The sequence below is a fragment of the Corynebacterium mustelae genome (genome assembly GCF_001020985.1).
Lineage (GTDB): Bacteria > Actinomycetota > Actinomycetes > Mycobacteriales > Mycobacteriaceae > Corynebacterium > Corynebacterium mustelae.
On the sequence record NZ_CP011542.1, the window covers coordinates 299,772 to 316,266 of the forward strand.

General features: G+C 53.4%; 17 protein-coding genes. 12 read left to right on the forward strand and 5 right to left on the reverse strand.

The window, feature by feature from the left end; translation table 11 throughout:
- Window positions 1-3: 3 nt before the first annotated feature.
- The 10 genes from CMUST_RS01410 (at window position 4) to CMUST_RS01455 (ending at window position 8,823) form a co-directional block, all read left to right on the forward strand.
- Window positions 4-2,019, forward strand: a complete 2,016-nt coding sequence (locus tag CMUST_RS01410) for a fumarate reductase/succinate dehydrogenase flavoprotein subunit (protein ID WP_047261021.1) — start codon at window positions 4-6, stop codon at window positions 2,017-2,019.
- Window positions 2,019-2,768 (forward strand): succinate dehydrogenase/fumarate reductase iron-sulfur subunit, encoded by a 750-nt coding sequence (locus CMUST_RS01415; RefSeq protein ID WP_047261022.1) that lies wholly within the window; start codon window positions 2,019-2,021, stop codon window positions 2,766-2,768. Before CMUST_RS01410 ends, CMUST_RS01415 begins: the two co-directional genes overlap by 1 nt.
- A 191-nt stretch (window positions 2,769-2,959) precedes the next feature.
- Window positions 2,960-3,310: a hypothetical protein gene (locus CMUST_RS01420; RefSeq protein ID WP_047261023.1), complete on the forward strand. Its 351-nt coding sequence runs from the start codon at window positions 2,960-2,962 to the stop codon at window positions 3,308-3,310.
- 281 nt (window positions 3,311-3,591) lie between these two features.
- Complete coding sequence (locus CMUST_RS01425) at window positions 3,592-5,049, forward strand: IS1634 family transposase (RefSeq protein WP_052844452.1); 1,458 nt, start codon at window positions 3,592-3,594, stop codon at window positions 5,047-5,049.
- Window positions 5,050-5,075: 26 nt separating this feature from the next.
- A complete protein-coding gene (locus CMUST_RS17110; protein WP_269082584.1) occupies window positions 5,076-5,198 on the forward strand; it encodes a hypothetical protein in 123 nt (40 codons plus the stop codon).
- 430 nt (window positions 5,199-5,628) lie between these two features.
- On the forward strand, window positions 5,629-5,784 hold the full coding sequence (locus CMUST_RS16735; protein WP_158408182.1) for a hypothetical protein: 156 nt from the start codon (window positions 5,629-5,631) through the stop codon (window positions 5,782-5,784).
- Between the two features lie 34 nt (window positions 5,785-5,818).
- Window positions 5,819-6,613 (forward strand): CPBP family intramembrane glutamic endopeptidase, encoded by a 795-nt coding sequence (locus tag CMUST_RS01440; RefSeq protein ID WP_047261025.1) that lies wholly within the window; start codon window positions 5,819-5,821, stop codon window positions 6,611-6,613.
- 90 nt (window positions 6,614-6,703) lie between these two features.
- The gene (locus CMUST_RS01445; RefSeq protein ID WP_047261026.1) at window positions 6,704-7,999 is read left to right on the forward strand and encodes a DUF445 domain-containing protein; all 1,296 of its coding nucleotides are present in this window, start codon (window positions 6,704-6,706) and stop codon (window positions 7,997-7,999) included.
- Between the two features lie 30 nt (window positions 8,000-8,029).
- On the forward strand, window positions 8,030-8,323 hold the full coding sequence (locus CMUST_RS01450) for a DUF2516 family protein (protein ID WP_407921993.1): 294 nt from the start codon (window positions 8,030-8,032) through the stop codon (window positions 8,321-8,323).
- Complete coding sequence (locus CMUST_RS01455; RefSeq protein ID WP_047261027.1) at window positions 8,323-8,823, forward strand: beta/alpha barrel domain-containing protein; 501 nt, start codon at window positions 8,323-8,325, stop codon at window positions 8,821-8,823. Before CMUST_RS01450 ends, CMUST_RS01455 begins: the two co-directional genes overlap by 1 nt.
- Window positions 8,824-8,840: 17 nt before the next feature.
- Here CMUST_RS01455 and CMUST_RS01460 read toward each other — a convergent pair whose 3' ends face one another.
- From CMUST_RS01460 to CMUST_RS01470, 3 genes are read right to left on the reverse strand one after another with little or no spacing between them, the layout of a single operon-like run.
- A complete protein-coding gene (locus CMUST_RS01460; RefSeq protein ID WP_047261028.1) occupies window positions 8,841-9,686 on the reverse strand; it encodes an LmeA family phospholipid-binding protein in 846 nt (281 codons plus the stop codon).
- 56 nt (window positions 9,687-9,742) lie between these two features.
- Window positions 9,743-10,549 (reverse strand): class I SAM-dependent methyltransferase, encoded by an 807-nt coding sequence (locus tag CMUST_RS01465; RefSeq protein ID WP_047261029.1) that lies wholly within the window; start codon window positions 10,547-10,549, stop codon window positions 9,743-9,745.
- A 28-nt stretch (window positions 10,550-10,577) separates the two neighbouring features.
- Window positions 10,578-11,081, reverse strand: a complete 504-nt coding sequence (locus tag CMUST_RS01470; protein WP_047261030.1) for a DUF2505 domain-containing protein — start codon at window positions 11,079-11,081, stop codon at window positions 10,578-10,580.
- Between the two features lie 29 nt (window positions 11,082-11,110).
- Between CMUST_RS01470 and CMUST_RS01475 the strand changes: the two genes are divergently transcribed.
- Entirely contained in the window at window positions 11,111-12,235 is a 1,125-nt protein-coding gene (locus tag CMUST_RS01475) for a UDP-N-acetylmuramate dehydrogenase (protein WP_047261031.1), read from the forward strand.
- Window positions 12,236-13,304: 1,069 nt separating this feature from the next.
- Complete coding sequence (locus CMUST_RS01485; protein ID WP_144414092.1) at window positions 13,305-14,057, forward strand: hypothetical protein; 753 nt, start codon at window positions 13,305-13,307, stop codon at window positions 14,055-14,057.
- A gap of 105 nt (window positions 14,058-14,162) precedes the next feature.
- Here CMUST_RS01485 and CMUST_RS15700 read toward each other — a convergent pair whose 3' ends face one another.
- Together CMUST_RS15700 and CMUST_RS01495 are read right to left on the reverse strand one after the other, a co-directional pair.
- Window positions 14,163-14,603, reverse strand: coding sequence for an SMI1/KNR4 family protein (locus CMUST_RS15700; RefSeq protein WP_052844466.1), 441 nt, complete (start codon window positions 14,601-14,603; stop codon window positions 14,163-14,165).
- Between the two features lie 48 nt (window positions 14,604-14,651).
- Window positions 14,652-16,355 (reverse strand): long-chain-fatty-acid--CoA ligase, encoded by a 1,704-nt coding sequence (locus tag CMUST_RS01495; protein ID WP_047261034.1) that lies wholly within the window; start codon window positions 16,353-16,355, stop codon window positions 14,652-14,654.
- Window positions 16,356-16,495: the final 140 nt, after the last annotated feature.

A 16,495-nucleotide genomic window follows, 5' to 3' on the forward strand; every position in this document is an offset into this window, starting at 1 on the left:
AATATGAGCACTCACGCTGAAACCGTAACTCGCCCTGAGTTCAACCACCCAGCTTCCATCGTCCCTGGCGTCAAACCAGGAACCGTGCTGGACGCACACGAGCCAAAGGGCGTTCCTGTCCGCGAAATGTGGCAGTACCATAAAGACCACATGGAGCTGGTCTCCCCACTTAACCGTCGTAAGTTCCGTGTCCTCGTTGTCGGAACCGGCCTTTCCGGTGGTGCAGCTGCAGCGGCACTCGGCGAACTAGGCTACGACGTCAAAGCATTCACTTACCACGATGCTCCTCGCCGTGCACACTCCATCGCAGCACAGGGTGGCGTTAACTCCGCCCGTGGCAAGAAAGTGGACAACGACGGCGCATACCGTCACGCGAAGGACACCGTAAAAGGCGGTGACTTCCGGTGCCGCGAGTCTGACTGTTGGCGCTTGGCTATCGAATCCGCTCGCGTAATTGACCATATGAATGCCATCGGTGCCCCATTCGCCCGTGAATACGGTGGCGCACTGGCAACCCGTTCCTTCGGTGGTGTGCAGGTATCCCGTACCTACTACACCCGTGGTCAGACTGGTCAGCAGCTGCAGCTTTCTACTGCATCCTCGTTGCAGCGTCAGATTCACCTCGGCTCCGTAGAGATCTTCACCCACAACGACATGGTGGATCTCATCATCACCGAAAAAGACGGCAAGAAGCGCTGTGAAGGTGTGGTTATGCGTAACCTCATCACCGGTGAGCTCACCGCTCACACCGGCCACGCAGTCATCTTGGCAACCGGTGGTTACGGCAACGTTTACCACATGTCGACTCTGGCAAAGAACTCCAATGCTGGCGCAATCATGCGCGCATACGAGGCAGGCGCATACTTCGCATCGCCTTCCTTCATTCAGTTCCACCCAACCGGCCTGCCAGTGAACTCCGAATGGCAATCCAAGACCATTCTGATGTCTGAGTCCCTGCGTAACGACGGCCGCGTGTGGTCGCCAATCAAGCCCAACGACGACCGCGACCCGAATACCATTCCGGAAGAAGAGCGCGACTACTTCTTGGAGCGCCGCTACCCGGCATTCGGTAACCTGGTTCCTCGTGACGTGGCGTCCCGCGCTATCTCCCAGCAGATCAACGCTGGTCTGGGTGTTGGCCCGCTGCACAACGCCGCATACTTGGACTTCCGCGACGCTATCGAGCGCCTCGGCCAGGACACCATCCGAGAGCGTTATTCCAACCTCTTCCAAATGTATGAAGAAGCAATTGGTGAAGACCCGTACTCCGCACCGATGCGTATTGCTCCTACCTGCCACTTCACCATGGGCGGGTTGTGGACCGACTTCAACGAAATGACATCCATTCCAGGGCTGTTCGCAGCTGGCGAGTGTTCCTGGACCTACCACGGTGCAAACCGGTTGGGTGCTAACTCGCTGCTGTCGGCATCGGTAGATGGTTGGTTCACCCTACCGTTTACCATCCCGAACTTCTTGGCAGGTTACTTGGGTCAAGAACGACTGCCTGAGAATGCACCTGAAGTACAGGTTGCACTTGACCGGGCGCAAGCTCGCATCGATCGCCTGATGAATATCAAGGGCGATAACCCACACGGTCCGGAGTATTATCACCGGCAGTTGGGTGAAATCCTTTACTTCTCCTGTGGCGTTGCCCGCAATATTGAAGATCTCAAGGCCGGTATCGAAAAGATCCGTGCTCTGCGTAGGGATTTCTGGGCAAATATGCGCATCACCGGTAGCCAGGATGAAATGAACCAGGTGCTGGAATACGCAGCTCGTGTCGCCGACTACATTGACCTCGGCGAGCTGATGTGCGTGGATGCATTGGACCGCGACGAGTCTTGCGGTGCTCACTTCCGTGACGATCACCTTTCCCCTGAGGGTGAGGCTGAGCGTGACGACGAAAACTGGTGCTTCGTTTCCGCATGGGAACCAGGTGCAAGCGAAGGCGAATTCATCCGCCACGCAGAACCTCTCGTGTTTGAAGCGATCCCTCTGATGACAAGGAATTACAAGTAATGAAACTGCATCTTGAAATCTGGCGTCAGGCCGGGCCTTATCAGGAGGGCCACTTCGAGACCGTCATTGTCGAAGACGCCGTAGCGCAAATGTCCATCCTCGAACTGTTGGACCACGTCAACACCGGTATGGTCGAACGCGGTGAAGAACCATTCGCATTCGCTTCCGACTGCCGCGAAGGTATCTGCGGTACCTGTGGTCTGTTGGTCAACGGTCGACCACACGGTCTGGAGCAAAACCAGCCTGCATGTCAGCAGCGTCTGCTTAACGTGGCCGATGGTTCTACCTTAAAGATTGAGCCATTCCGCTCCGCAGCATTCCCAGTGATCAAGGACATGGTTGTTGACCGTTCCGCCCTGGACCGGGTCATGCAACAAGGCGGTTATGTCAGTGTCAACGCAGGTACTGCACCTGATGCTGATACCCTCCACATGAACCACCAGACCGCTGAGCTTGCGCTTGACCACGCTGCCTGCATCGGCTGTGGTGCCTGTGTGGCTGCGTGCCCGAATGGTGCGGCTCACCTGTTCACTGGTGCTAAGCTGGTTCACCTTTCGCTCATGCCAATGGGTAAGGAAGAACGCGGCCGTCGTGCCCGCAAGATGGTGGACGAGTTGGAAACCAACTTCGGTCACTGCTCCTTGTACGGCGAATGTGCAGACGTATGCCCAGCAGGCATTCCGCTCACTGCGGTTGCGGCCATTAACAAGGAACGCGCTCGCGCATTCTTCACCGCTAAGGATGCTTAAGCCTTACCCCCAAACGGGATAGCCTGCCAGTACGCGTGACCAAAACTTCATGTAGGCATTGCTACACTGGCAGGCAGGCTTGAGGCTCCGCGATTGGGGCTCTCACTTTTATCGGTAGGCCACACGCATAAGCTGGCTCTTCCATAAACTTAAGAACCCTTATTATTAAAGCTCAGTAGAAAGGTACCCACATGTCCGCTGAAAAGCACGTGGCTGAATACCCAGTCTTCAATGGCGAGGTTTCTAGCCGTATGCAGTACATTGACGGCTACGATCCGGTTAGCTTAGGTGCACCGCACTCTTCTTTGCTGCGCACCAGCACGTGGTTGGGTATGGGCTTTGTACTCACGTCGCTTGCTGGCTTCGGCCTCATCATTTTTGGTGCTGCTACCCAAATTTACGGCACCCAAGAAGCCGCAATGACATATCTATACATCGGTATTGTTTTGGCAGCTGTGCTGTTGATCGGTGGTTTCGGCCTGATTCACTACGGCCGCCGCTACTACCGGCAATACCGCGCTGAAACCGGCCGGGTGAACTAATACACCACGGCACCTCCCAAGAAGGCCCCACTTCGGTGGGGCCTTTTTAGCGCCGTGAGTTTGGTGGATTCTGGGGCTAGGGGACGAAAAGTGTGGCTGTTTTGGGTATTACCTGAGTTGCACAGTGGTTTGTGGTTTTGGTGGGTTTGGTTGTGGGTGAGCTGGGGTTTTAGGGTGTTTTTTGGGTTTTTGTCGTACTAATTTGGTGGGTTTTTTGGGCTTGTTAGTCTTGTTGTGTGGTGCGGATTAGGAAAGTTAGGACTGCTAGCGGTGCGACTGCCGTGCAGATCGTGCGGGATGTGCATCGCCGAACTGTGGTGGATTATCATGTCGGTTCTGCCCATAACGAGATTGAACTTCACGCTTTACTCAAAAAAGCGCGTGATCTGCTTTACGCTGATCAGCTTGAGTTAGATCTTGAGTTACCAGTGGCAGGTGATACCGAAGACTCGTTGACGGTGGAGTCGATGACTGCTCGCGTATTATTGGATGTTTTTGCTTGTGCGTGGTCGACGCTTGGTTTTGATGCGATCTATCCGGTGGATTCTGTTTTTGCCCGCACTGTTTTTGCACGTGTAGTCCAGCCTTCTTCGAAGTCACAAGTACCCATGGTGCTTCAACGGTTAGGGTTACCTGCTGTTCATCGCAACACGGTTTCAGCTGCAGTGAAAACAGCTTTTGATGAGGATAAGTACAGTGCGTTTTCCCGAGCATGTTTTGATTTCAGCCTGGCACGTGGCACAGTAGCGTGGGTGCTTTATGACGTTACGACGTTGTATTTTGAAGCAGATCGTGAAGACGATTTACGTAAAGTGGGGTACTCGAAAGAGCGTCGTATCGATCCACAGGTTGTTGTGGGACTGCTTGTTGATAGCCGTGGACTTCCCTTGGAAATTTCCTGCTTCGAGGGAAACAAAGCAGAAGCACTCACCATGATTGATGTACTGAATAGCTTTCGCAGGCGGCATAACGTGGAAAATATCATTGTTGTCGCCGATGCTGGCATGATTTCTGCGGACAACTGCAATCATCTAGAAGCGCTTGGGTTTCAATTCATTATCGGGGCAAGAATGTCCAAAGCTCCCTACAAGATGGATATGCCCATCAATGAGACAGGACACGCTATTGATGATGGGCATATCGTCGAATCAACGAAAACAATGGGCCCTAGCACAACTCACCGAACCACACGGCGAATGGTCTGTCAGTATTCACACAAGCGATTTGCCAACGACAAGCACACTCTTGCCAAGCAACGTCAACGTGCTGAAGAAATCGTCACAGGAACGCGGAAACAAAAACGGGCACGGTTTGTTACCCACACCAGCGGCCGTTGTGAGTTCAACACTGATGATTTTGAAAAAGCGTCACAACTAGCAGGCTGGAAAGGATACATCACCAACATCTCGGCCGAGGACATGTCAGGTGAACAAATCATTGCAACATATCATGACCTATACGAAGTGGAACGAAGTTTCCGAATGGCAAAAAGCGACCTTCAAGCCAGGCCAATGTACGTACGGAAAGAAGATTCCATCCGCGCCCACCTAAATCTCGTCTTTGTCGCCCTAGCCGTCGCACGTTTCCTACAAGATCTCACCGGATTCAGTCGACAAAAAATCATCAACATCCTCGAACCCTTACGAGACGTAACCATCAACACACCCCACGGCCCGATAACCATCCCCACAAAAATCACACCAGAAGCCCAAGAAATCCTCAACAAAATGTCGTACTAAAACTGTGCAAGTCAGGAGAAGCCGCAATGACATATCTATACATCGGTATTGTTTTGGCAGCTGTGCTGTTGATCGGTGGTTTCGGCCTGATTCACTACGGCCGCCGCTACTACCGGCAATACCGCGCTGAAACCGGCCGGGTGAACTAATACACCACGGCACCTCCCAAGAAGGCCCCACTTCGGTGGGGCCTTTTTAGCGCCGTGAGTTTGGTGGATTCTGGGGCTAGGGGACGAAAAGTGTGGCTGTTTTGGGTATTAGCCCAGTTTAGAGTGGATAAATCGGTGTTGGTTTTTGGGCAACTCGACCTTTTGGTGGCCAGATGGCTGGTTTCGTGGCGTAAGGAACGTAACGGTCGAGTTGGGGAATGCCCCCTGAATGATTCGTGGTTTTTGAGAAAAGGTTTGTGGATTTTGGCTGAGGCAACGATTAGTGCGAAAAGCCAGTTCAACGGTTAAGGCGCTCTAGCATCTTCACTTACCAAGACGTACGTGGGGCCAACCAAACACGCTCCTTGCCCTTTAACCCATTTTCTGTATTGCTATTCCGGTACCGCGGTACTTTTGTTTCAATAGAAATATGAAAGGCTCTCGTATCGTCATTGCCGTGTTGATTACCTTGATTACCTTGTTATCGTCGGTAAGTTTGATCCAATATGCCTGGGAATTAGGAGATCAAATGCCAGGTGGCCCGGAAGAAACCACCGCATACTCGACAACGCCGGTTCCGGTATAGCCGTGAGATAACTAAAAAGATTGAGAATATCCGAATGGGACTTTCTGGAGACCACACGACTACCGAAACCCATCCTGATGCTGGTCGAGCGACTTTGCTTATAGCGGTGCGGCTGGGACTGGTTGTCGTTGTAACCGGTTTGTTGTGGCTGTACCAGCAGAAAGTGTTGGGCATTGATGGATTTCCGCCCGGCAGTTTTCTGGCCACGATCGGGCTATTGCCGGTCAACATCGTGTGTTTGTGGTTGGTTGTGTCGTTGTATCGCCGCATGGGGGTAACAGTGCGGCAAGCGGTCGGGGTGCGTGTCGGAAAGATTGCAGTCGACATCGGCTGGGGCTTGCTGTGGTTCATGGTGCTTAATCTGCCGTTTATGGTTGCGATATGGCTGGTGATGTTTGCTATCTACGGTACCGAAGTGCTTTCTGCCTTTGAGGTGATCTTTATTGATAACGCGGCGGTGGCGGCGGGAAACTCGCCGGTTGCCATAGCGGTGGGGATCGTGTCACTGATTGGTTTTGTGGCGATCAATGCCCTAACCGAAGAATTGGTTTTTCGGGGTTACGGTCTCGCCGGGCTTAAACGGCGGCTAGGGGCAACAATCGCTGTGGTGGTTTCGTCCGTTGCATTCGGGGTGCAGCATATATTTTTTGCATCGAGTGGTGCGGCGATGCTGGTGTATTTCGTTGCGTTTACGGTCTGGGGGCTTATAGCCTGCATGATTGTGCGTCGCCAGGGCAGATTATTCCCGGTACTGGTCGCCCATGCGTTGGTTAATTTTCTCGGTGCCGCCCCTGGTGTGGGGATTGCGGTGTATCAGCTCGTCACGTAAACCCTTCTTGTGCATGCCCTTGGGCGATCAAACTTGGTTTGAACAGCCAATAGATAAAAGATAGTTCGGTGGTGGGGCATAATAGCTAGCATGACTACAATTGACCGTCTCGCTGTTCCTGGACCGTCGCCTGAGGTAGAGGCGAGGCGTCGAAAAGAGCTGCGGCAGTATAAAGCATTCGCTACTGGGCTGTTGGTGTTCGCTGCCGTGGTCTTCTTGGGCTGTCGGTGGTACGAAACTCAGGTGGATCCGAGTGCCACCTGGGTGGGCTTTGTCCGGGCGGCTGCTGAGGCGGGCATGATTGGTGGTTTGGCGGACTGGTTTGCTGTCACCGCGTTGTTCCGCTACCCGTTGGGGCTTAAAATTCCGCACACGGCGATTATTCGCAGGAAGAAAGACCAGGTAGGTGAGGCTTTAAGCGGGTTTGTGGGCGATAACTTCCTTAATGCGGAACTGATTACCGAGAAGGTGTCCAAAGCTCAGGTTCCGGAGCGGATCGCCCAGTGGTTGGTGCAACCGGAGAACGCGGAAACTGTGTCACGGGAGGTGGGCAAATTTACCGCCAATGCGGTTAATGCATTAGATCCTAAGGACGCAGAGGCGGTTATTCGGTCGTCGTTGATTGATAAGTTGGCGCAACCCGAGTGGGGGCCACCGTTGGGTCGGACGCTGGGAAAGCTTGTCGACGGCGGCCAGGTGGAACCGTTGGTCGATCAATTCCTCGGCTGGGTGCATAAGAAGGCACTGGATTCTGAGGATATTATCGTGCGAATTTTGGATGAGCGGGCACCGTCCTGGGCGCCGAAATTTGTAAATGAACTGGTTGGCGATCGGGTGTATCGGGAATTGATTACCTGGACGGCTGCGGTTAATGCGGATAAAAACCATGAGGCGCGGGCGGCGATCCGGAGATTCATTAATCAATTTGTCGAGGATTTACAGAATGATCCGGCGATGATTGCTCGGGTAGAAGAGATTAAAGCAGACGTCATGAATTCCGAGCCGGTTAAAGACGCTGCTGGGATGTTGTGGCAATTGGCCCGCGACAATGTAGTGACCGCCGCGGTGGATCCAGATTCAGCATTGCGCCGCAAGATTGTGGAGTTGGCTGTAACGTGGGGCACCAAACTTCAGGAAGATCCACAATTGCGGCAGTCTTTGGATCGTCGGATTACTGGTGCGGCTGCATTTTTGGCGGATAATTATGCAGCTGAGGTTACCGGTATTATTTCCGAGACGATTGAGCGTTGGGACGCAGATGAGGCTAGTGACAAGATTGAATTGATGGTGGGTAAGGATCTGCAGTACATACGGCTTAACGGTACGATCGTTGGCGCGCTGGCTGGTTTGGCTATTTATAGCGTTTCTTATCTACTATTCGGATAAAAGCTTGTATGAAACAGGGAGTATTTTAGAGTGTTGGGCGAGATTAATTTTGTTCTTAACTTGGCTATAAGCGGAGTGTTTCTAGCCGTCGCGGTTGCTGCATTGATCGGAGCGTTTCTGGTGATCAGTACCCGAGACGATGCCTTTCCGGCGGCGGATCGACAAAGTAAATGGGTGTGGGCCGGATTGTTAGCGGGATCGTCCATCGCCATTTTCACCATGCTGCCGTTTCTATCTTGGATCGGCATGGTTATTACCGGTTTGTATTGGTTTGATGTGCGGCCACAGATCAAAAGCATCCTCGGCGGAAATTACGAGTGGTAATGAAGATTTATCGCACATTTTTAAGCGATGGCGTTGCTGTCGTGGATCTCGCTGAGGAGAATATTTGTGTTCTTCCTAACCGGGTGGAAATTGCTAACGGTGATATTGCCACTTTCGCCGGGTTTCCTACCGGTCAGCACCATGTATTGGTTAAGGCTGCGGAGGCCCGGTTAGCGGTTGAGCAGGGGGCGCGTCTGGTGATAGCGGTGCCAGCGAGCCTTGGCGAGCATGAGCTGTTGACTGAAGTGGTCACGTTGCGGCAAGCTGTGGCTCATCCCGCAACGTTGGCGGTGGCGTTAGATACCTGCACGCTTGACGACGACGCCATCGCCGCTGCGGCTAAGGTTATCTGTACTGGTGGCGCTGACGCTGTATGCTCTGGGGTTTATGAGTCTCGGGCGGCAGCTCATATAGCTCTTGATGGTATTTTGCCGATTATAGCGATCGGCCCCACACCAGACCATGCGGTGGGGGCCGATATTTGGCTAGCTACCAGCTAAGGCTAAAACAAAGCCGGTTAGCGTGTGGAATTAAGATACGGCTGGTTGCCTAGTTCATTCAGATTGACGTTTTCGCCACGCAGCTTCATGCGAATACCGCCGTCTTCTACCGTGATGGATTCCATGGTTAAACCGGTGTCGGTCAGAGAACCAACACCGGAGCTAAGCCCATTGGTAATAGCATCAGAGGCGCCAGCTGGCAGGTCGAAACCAAAGAGTGCGGTATTTTTGACAGTGAACTTTACCTGGCCATTTTCAACTTCTGGCAGTAACGTGAGCGTGGCGGCGCCATTGGTGAACTCTACATCTATGGAGTTTTCGGCTTTTTTACTGGTCACATTGGTGACCTTGATGATGTTTTGTAGCAGCCCTTGCGCCAGATCCTGCAGGGATTCGGTATTCGGGGAAAAATTATCTAACGATAATTGCGGTGTTTGTGGTTGTTGCGAAGCGATAGAACGCTGAATGAGTGCAAGAATGACCTCATCGCGCATAACCGTTTCCATTTCTAAGGTGCGCGCGGTGGGGTTCTGGGTGTCCTGGAACTTCAACCCATTCATCACCATGTGGGTCTCGGGGTTGCCTTGAAGATCCGGCAGGCCATCCTGTGGATTGGTGACTACAGTGGCAGAAGATGGCGCATCCACCTTGATATAGGGAATTTCGCCCTTGGCAATGCCGAACAACAGAGGGGTGGAGCCGAATGCAACGTCTACTTCTTGGCTTTGGCCGGTTTCGGAACTTGCGGAAAAGGATTGTTTCATTTCGTTGCCGAGGTACCACCGCAGCCCGAATTCGGCCACGAATATGAGTATGAGCAGTAACGCGACGATCCCAACTAGGACTTTTCCAAAAGTTCTCATAGCTATCCAGTTTGGCGGATTCTTCCCGATTCCGCCACAAGTTTTAGAACAATCAGTTACGGTGCAATTATTGACCACGGAATGGTCAGTATATTGTCTTGAACCAATCGGCTGCGGGTTAGCGGAATGTGATCAGCTATGAGCTTGCGAGTCTCATGCCACCGGATACGTGGACCGAAGCTTTCGAAACCGCTGGCTTTGTCCCAACAGTCGTCGATAAGCGTAAGTAAGTCGTGGATTCTTTCGCCTGCGGTATTACGATGAATGAGGATTTTAGGCAAGCGTTCTGCTATTTCCGACGGGCGGGACAGCTCCCACGGATTCCAAGCTAAGGTCAATGAAAGTGGGCCAGAGGCATCTAATAGCACCCAGGTTGCACGTTTGCCGATTTCATCGCAGGTGCCCTCAATGAAATACCCACCGGGTGCTAGTCGGTTGCAGACCATCTGCCACGCGGCTTCTACCTGTGCCACGTCGTATTGGCGCAAAACATTAAATGCCCGCACTAGCTGTGGGCTGTAGCCAGCTAATTCAAAGCCGCCTAGTTCGAACCGTACTCCGTCGCGGGGTGGCAGTACCCGATCCGGGTGGATCTCCAACCCAATAACAGAGGTATGTGGGTTTATTTTTCTAAGCCACCGCGCCCACTCACAGGTAGTGGTGTGGCTTGCCCCATAACCGACGTCAACGGCGAGTGGTTTCGGGGTGGTGCGCAACAGCTGATGGAGTGTGGGATTATAAAAAACCCATCGGTCGCTGCGCCGCAGCCGGTTAGTTCCGGTGGTGCCACGCGTGATAACACCGATGGGTTTGGTGGAGTTACGGCTGAAATCTGCGCGCTTATTGTGCCCGTGATACGCCATTGTGAGAAAACTACCACCAAGAAATGCGCTAGAGGTTAGCGCTGATCCAGGCTTCGGTCAGTGCGCCTTCGTTGGTGAACAAATCCGCCAAGGCTTCAGCCACCTTAGGCTCGATGGCGGAACCCATCATTGGGATATTGACGGAAACATCGTTGGTGTAGGACAAGGTTGTCACGTCGCCCGTGCCGCTGAGTGCAATGTCGCCCTTGAAATCAACTGGGGTGCCTTTGACATCAGCGGTGTAGGAGAGCGTAGCGGTGTCGTCGGCCAACGCCCCCACAGTGACGACACGTTTGACCTTGAGCGCCTGGGAGATCATAACGCGGACGGCCTCAGGAACGATCTCCATCGGCAGCACCTCATATAGGGTTGCTATAGCACCACCGTCTGCGGTGGTGAACTCATGAACTTCGCCCGGTTCCGGGGAAAGAGTTGCCGCAATATGTGCCCAATAATCTGGATTGGTCAAGGCTGCGTGAACTTTTTCCGCAGGATGATTGATTGTTACGGTGTTCTCACTACGTGTACTCATGTCTACAGACTACCCTTAGTGGGGTGAGTATGCCCATTAATGAATTGTTAGCCACCATCGAAGCATTTGACCACGTTGTTATCGACAACACCCCATTTCATCAGCTAACGACACTGCATATCGGTGGGACCCCTCGGGCCACCATTCGGTGTAGCAGTACAACCGCAGTCTGTGATGTGGTGCAACTGTTAGACGCCAATGACATTCCATTGCTGATCGTTGGAGGCGGCTCAAACCTGGTGGTTGCTGACGGCGACGTGCCGGTAGTGGCAGTGGTTTTAGAATGCACCGACTGTCGCATTGATGCGAAATCCGGTGCCGTGGAAGCGGAAGCTGGGGCCTCATGGGACGATATTGTTGCCGCCAGTGTTGCTGCTGGCCTAGGGGGAATCGAATGCTTATCAGGGATTCCAGGATCGGCTGGTGCAACTCCAGTGCAAAACGTTGGCGCCTACGGTGCGGAAATCTCGGACGTTCTTACCGAGGTAGAACTATTTGACCGCACCACCCGTCAACGTTCCTGGGTGCCAGCCAGCTCATTGGACTTGGCCTACCGATACTCCAATCTGAAATTCACCTCGCGGGCCGTAGTCCTTTCCATTCGGCTTGCACTACGCACCGATGGGCTTTCCGCCCCGTTGCGGTTCGGGGAATTGGCTCGAAAATTAGCAGTGGCACAGGAGGAATCGGATGCGCGTCGACCAGTCGCGGATGTCCGAGCTGCGGTATTACAACTGCGCCGGGCGAAAGGAATGGTGTATGACGAATCCGATCACGACACCTGGTCAGCCGGGTCATTTTTTACCAATCCGATCGTGCCCGAGGACATTGCTGAACAGGTGCGGGAGGTCGTCGAAAAGCGATACGGCGCTGAGACGGCAGCGGCCATGCCATGCTTTAATGCCGGTAGTGGGAAAAAGAAACTTTCCGCTGCGTGGCTCATCGATCGGGCAGGATACCACAAAGGGTATCCCGGACACGGGCCTGCTCGCTTGTCGACGAAGCACACGTTGGCCTTAACCAACCGTGGAACCGCCACAACCGAGGATTTGGTGAACCTCGCCCGCGACATCCGATCCGGTGTTTACGCCGCATTCTCTGTCACCTTAGAACCAGAACCAGTATGGGTGGGTGTCTCCATCGACGGTGACTAACGATGAGCGAAAGATAAGGTCTCGCGCTTTGTTTAGTTCGGCTTCCCAACGTGGATAGGCTGACAACGCTGTTTCCAGCTCCAAGCACTTAGGCTTGTAGGGTTTCGGTATATCCACAGGCTATGAACTCGACTGATTCTGTATGAGGGTGGGGTGTCTGGTGTTCCTGGGGCGGATTGGTCGAGTTGGTTGTTCGTGGGGTGTTCTGAAAACATGCTGATCGGGGTTCTGGGGCTTGGGGCCTGCTCGTTGGCTTGTCGGCTCGACCTTTGTGTGTGAAACCGGTGGTGTGGTGTGTCGTGGTGACGAATGGGTCGAGTTGGCGGTTCCTGGGGTGTTGAGGCTCAACTGGGTTTCTTTTGTGCTGTGTGGTGGGCGGACTCGACTGATTCTGTATGAGGGTGGGGTGTGGGGTGTTGCTGGGGCGGATTGGTCGAGTTGGTGGTTCCTGGGGTGTTCTGAAAACATGCTGATCGGGGTTCTGGGGCTTGGGTTTTGTCGGCTCGACCTTTGTGTGTGAAACCGGTGGTGTGGCCTGTCGCGGTGACGAATGAGTCGAGTTGGTGGTTCCTGGGTTCCTGGGGAGGGGTTAGGGGTTTCGTGCGGTGTGGTGGGTGAACTCGACTGATTTTGTATGAGGGCGGTGTGTGGGGTGTTCCTGGGACGGATTAGTCGAGTTGGCGGTTTCGAGCTTGGGGATTCTGGTGTGGGTTCCGTTCCTGGGGAGGGTTTGTGGGGTTTATCCACAGATACCCCCGGACCCACCCGGGTTTTCTGTGGCGTGTGTCATGTGAAAGTGGGGGTTATCCACAGGTGTGGGGTGATGATGCGGTTTCCCGTGACACGGGTAGGTGTGGTGTGTCAGGATCACAGACATGAGCCGTTTCACCGCTAGTACTCCTGCCTGTTATGAGGTTATGCAGGGTTTATGTCTTTTGGGTGTGTTGGTTGGGGAGCTTGTGTATCTGCGACGTGGTGGGCAGAACACCTCTGGGTGTGTTCGGTTGTGTCCTAGCTGGGGGTTGCGCATGATCGGTATGTTGGGTTGTTTCCGAGTGTTCGTAATATTGTGCGGTGTTATGCCACGATTATCTCGGCGCGTAGTGCGGTGTTGACGGGGACGGCGGCTGCGTGTGTGTTGGGGATTCCGTTTCTGGGTAATACCAGCAACCTGAAAACCATTTATCTAACATTGCCGGGGCGGATGAAACCATCGGCGCGTTATCAGTGGGGTGGGCATGTGTCGTATACCGCCCGGGTATTACCGGAATGTGACATTGTGTATGAAAACGGGATCCGTGTCACGAGTATCGCCCGGACGTTTCTCGATCTTGTGGTGCTGGAATCAGAGGAGATGGCGGTGTCGTTTATCGAGGCGGCGTTTTATCTGAAACGGGCATCGAAAACCCAGGTCATGCGGGAGCTTATGCGCATGCCCGCACTCCACGGTAAGCCTCGTGCGTTACGGTTGGTGGCAACCACCCGGGAAAATAGTGAAAGTTTATATGAGACCAAAGCCCGGCTTATGATCGAATATGCTAACCTATCGTGTGTGGAATCCATCGAAACGCAAGCCCACGTATCGTGCGGAGGTACGGTGTATCGTATCGATATCCTCATTAATGGGTTTTTAGGGGTGGAGATTGATGGAAGGTGTAAAACCAGAAACAACCCTCATGCGCTGATCAACGAACGGGTTCGGGAGAAACGCATCCAAAATCAGGGGTATATCATCATCCGTTACCACCCCGATGAACTGACCAGTGCTTTCCTCACCGACATCACCAGAATCCTCACCAACCACAAACGTCAAGCTGCATAACCAACGGACAGACAAACGTCGAAAAGCAATGTCGATGGGGCCTTTCACTGTAAGAAACAGAAAATACTGGTCAGAATTCTCCAGTGAAAAGCCTCAATAAGGAGGTCACCACCAATTGATTGGGATTTCTGTCAATTGTTCAAAGGCAGTAATGGAATCGGCGAATTTTACAACCTCGCCGGATTCGTGGTCCCAGTGGTAGATGGTGTCTGTTAACCCTGCGCCAGTATCGAGTAAGACGAAGTAATTCCCGGTGCCGTCTTCTTCACCGATTGCCAGCGCAGCTTCCGGAAAGTCCACCCATTCTGCAGCCGACCTGTGGTTTGCTACCAGGTGGTCTGCGGTTTTCGTGGCGTGGCGGCGGTCGGAATCATCGAAAACCGGGAAGAAGATAAACGGGCCGAAGTCTTCGTCGTTTTCGGCGAAGACTGGCTGTACTTCACCGCCATTTCGTTCCAATAGGAACCGACGGTAGTCGGGCGGGAAAACCACTTGCAGCTCGCGGGCGGCGCGATCGACATAAAACTCCGTGGTAGGCAGCGTCATTTACGTGATCCTTCGTATGTATAGAGTAAGCAGGCGTGCCTCAAACGATTAGCGACGCTTCTTCACCAGCTGTTCTTGGACTTCCCGCCGTCGGATTTTACCCATTTGGTCGCGGGGGAGATCCTCAAAGTGGTAGAAGGTACGTGGCACCTTATAGCGGGTGAGACGTTCCCGGCAGAATGCTTTGAGTCCTTCCGGATCAAGCGCAGCACCTTCCATAAGCGTGATGGCAGCAACGACTGATTCTGATCCGTCCTCCCGTGGTAGACCCACAACCGCGCAATCATCAACATCGGGGTGGGTTTGCAGTACTTCTTCTACTTCCAACGGGTAGACATTGAAGCCACCGGTAATGATGACTTCCTTGATTCTGGCCACCAGCCGGATAAAACCGTCTTCTTCCATGACTCCCACATCGCCGGTGCGGTACCAATCTTTGTGGAAGGAATTAGCGGTGGCCTCCGGGTTATTGAGATAACCTGCGAAAACCTGCGGGCCTCGCACTAATACTTCGCCCTCGGAGCCATCCGGCATGGTTTCGTCAAGGTTTTCTGGATTTCCGATTCGAACCTCAGTATCCGGGAACGGGATACCGACGTAGCCAGGCCGCCGGTTGGAATTCATGGGGTTGCCCACGATGATGGGGGAAGTTTCGGTCAATCCGTAGCCTTCTACTAGCAGCCCTCCGGTGAGTTTCTCCCACTCTTCCACAGTTTGCACAGGCAAGGTAGAGGCACCCGAGAAGGAATTGCGAATCCCGGAAATGGAGATCCCTTCCTTTTGTGCTGCTTCCACGATCTTTTGATACAGGGTGGGCACCCCTGGAACCCAGGTGGGAGTGCGTTTTTTCATGATCTGCATGACCAGTGGGATCTGAGGTGCTGGTAGTAGTTCCATTTCGGCACCCACATAGACCGCGAGGTTAAGTACGATGGTTAGACCATAGGCATGGAAAAACGGCAGCGCGGCCAACATGCGTTCGTCTTGATCGCCAAGTCCGCGAACCCACGCTTTACCCTGCAATAGGTTGGCGAATAATCCGCCATGGGTAAGCTGCGCACCCTTGGGGGCGCCGGTAGTGCCGGAAGTATAGAGGATAACCGCAACTGAATTCTTGGACACGGAAATTTCAGAGGCAATGTCATCGCCGGTGCCGCCCAATGCACTACCAATGAGTGCGTCCCATGGGATGGAGTGTGGTGCTGGTGCGGTGAGTGCTTCCCGTTTCTTGGCAATCATTGGCAGCGGCAAACTGAGCAGGATTTGCTTAGACCTTGGCATCGCATCGATCATGTTCACTGACACGATGGTTTCCAGTGGGGTGGTGCGGCGTAGCTTTTCCAAGGTGGCCGCAGCTTTATCCCACACGATGGCAACCCGGGCGGCATGATCTTTAAACGGGCCTTCTAATTCGTGTGCGGTGTATAACGGATTGTGTTCCACCACGATGGCGCCCAATTTCAACACGGCAAAATATGCCGCCACGTGCTGTGGACAGTTAGGCAAAATGATGGCGACCCGGTCGCCGGGGCGAACGCCAAGGGCGCGCAGACCGGCGGCAGCGGAACGAACTTGTTTATCTAGGTCGCCATAGGTTTGGCTGCGGCCAAAGAAATACGTGGCGGTTTTATCGGCGTTGATTGCCAGGTTGTTGTCATAGACATCAAGAAGCGTTGTGTCTTCATAGTCCAAGTTATGTGGCGTCCATTCGCCGTAGTAACTCAACCAGGCTTTGGTTTCAAAAGCCGACATATTTCACCTTTCGGTAATGCGCAGCTAGGATCTCGGATTTTAGGTATTTCCTCTCCCTACGCCACGGTAAGTTAATTCGTCAATGTCCAAGCATACAGCAGAACGTGAGGGTTTCCTCACCGTTTCAGTGGTAGCACAAC

Coding starts and splice junctions, on each gene's coding strand:
- CMUST_RS01410 (WP_047261021.1), top strand. CDS start 4: ATGAGCACTCACGCTGAAACCGTAACTCGCCCTGAGTTCAACCACCCA.
- CMUST_RS01415 (WP_047261022.1), top strand. CDS start 2,019: ATGAAACTGCATCTTGAAATCTGGCGTCAGGCCGGGCCTTATCAGGAG.
- CMUST_RS01420 (WP_047261023.1), top strand. CDS start 2,960: ATGTCCGCTGAAAAGCACGTGGCTGAATACCCAGTCTTCAATGGCGAG.
- CMUST_RS17110 (WP_269082584.1), top strand. CDS start 5,076: ATGACATATCTATACATCGGTATTGTTTTGGCAGCTGTGCTGTTGATC.
- CMUST_RS16735 (WP_158408182.1), top strand. CDS start 5,629: ATGAAAGGCTCTCGTATCGTCATTGCCGTGTTGATTACCTTGATTACC.
- CMUST_RS01440 (WP_047261025.1), top strand. CDS start 5,819: ATGGGACTTTCTGGAGACCACACGACTACCGAAACCCATCCTGATGCT.
- CMUST_RS01445 (WP_047261026.1), top strand. CDS start 6,704: ATGACTACAATTGACCGTCTCGCTGTTCCTGGACCGTCGCCTGAGGTA.
- CMUST_RS01455 (WP_047261027.1), top strand. CDS start 8,323: ATGAAGATTTATCGCACATTTTTAAGCGATGGCGTTGCTGTCGTGGAT.
- CMUST_RS01460 (WP_047261028.1), bottom strand. CDS start 9,686: ATGAGAACTTTTGGAAAAGTCCTAGTTGGGATCGTCGCGTTACTGCTC.
- CMUST_RS01465 (WP_047261029.1), bottom strand. CDS start 10,549: ATGGCGTATCACGGGCACAATAAGCGCGCAGATTTCAGCCGTAACTCC.
- CMUST_RS01470 (WP_047261030.1), bottom strand. CDS start 11,081: ATGAGTACACGTAGTGAGAACACCGTAACAATCAATCATCCTGCGGAA.
- CMUST_RS01475 (WP_047261031.1), top strand. CDS start 11,111: ATGCCCATTAATGAATTGTTAGCCACCATCGAAGCATTTGACCACGTT.
- CMUST_RS15700 (WP_052844466.1), bottom strand. CDS start 14,603: ATGACGCTGCCTACCACGGAGTTTTATGTCGATCGCGCCGCCCGCGAG.
- CMUST_RS01495 (WP_047261034.1), bottom strand. CDS start 16,355: ATGTCGGCTTTTGAAACCAAAGCCTGGTTGAGTTACTACGGCGAATGG.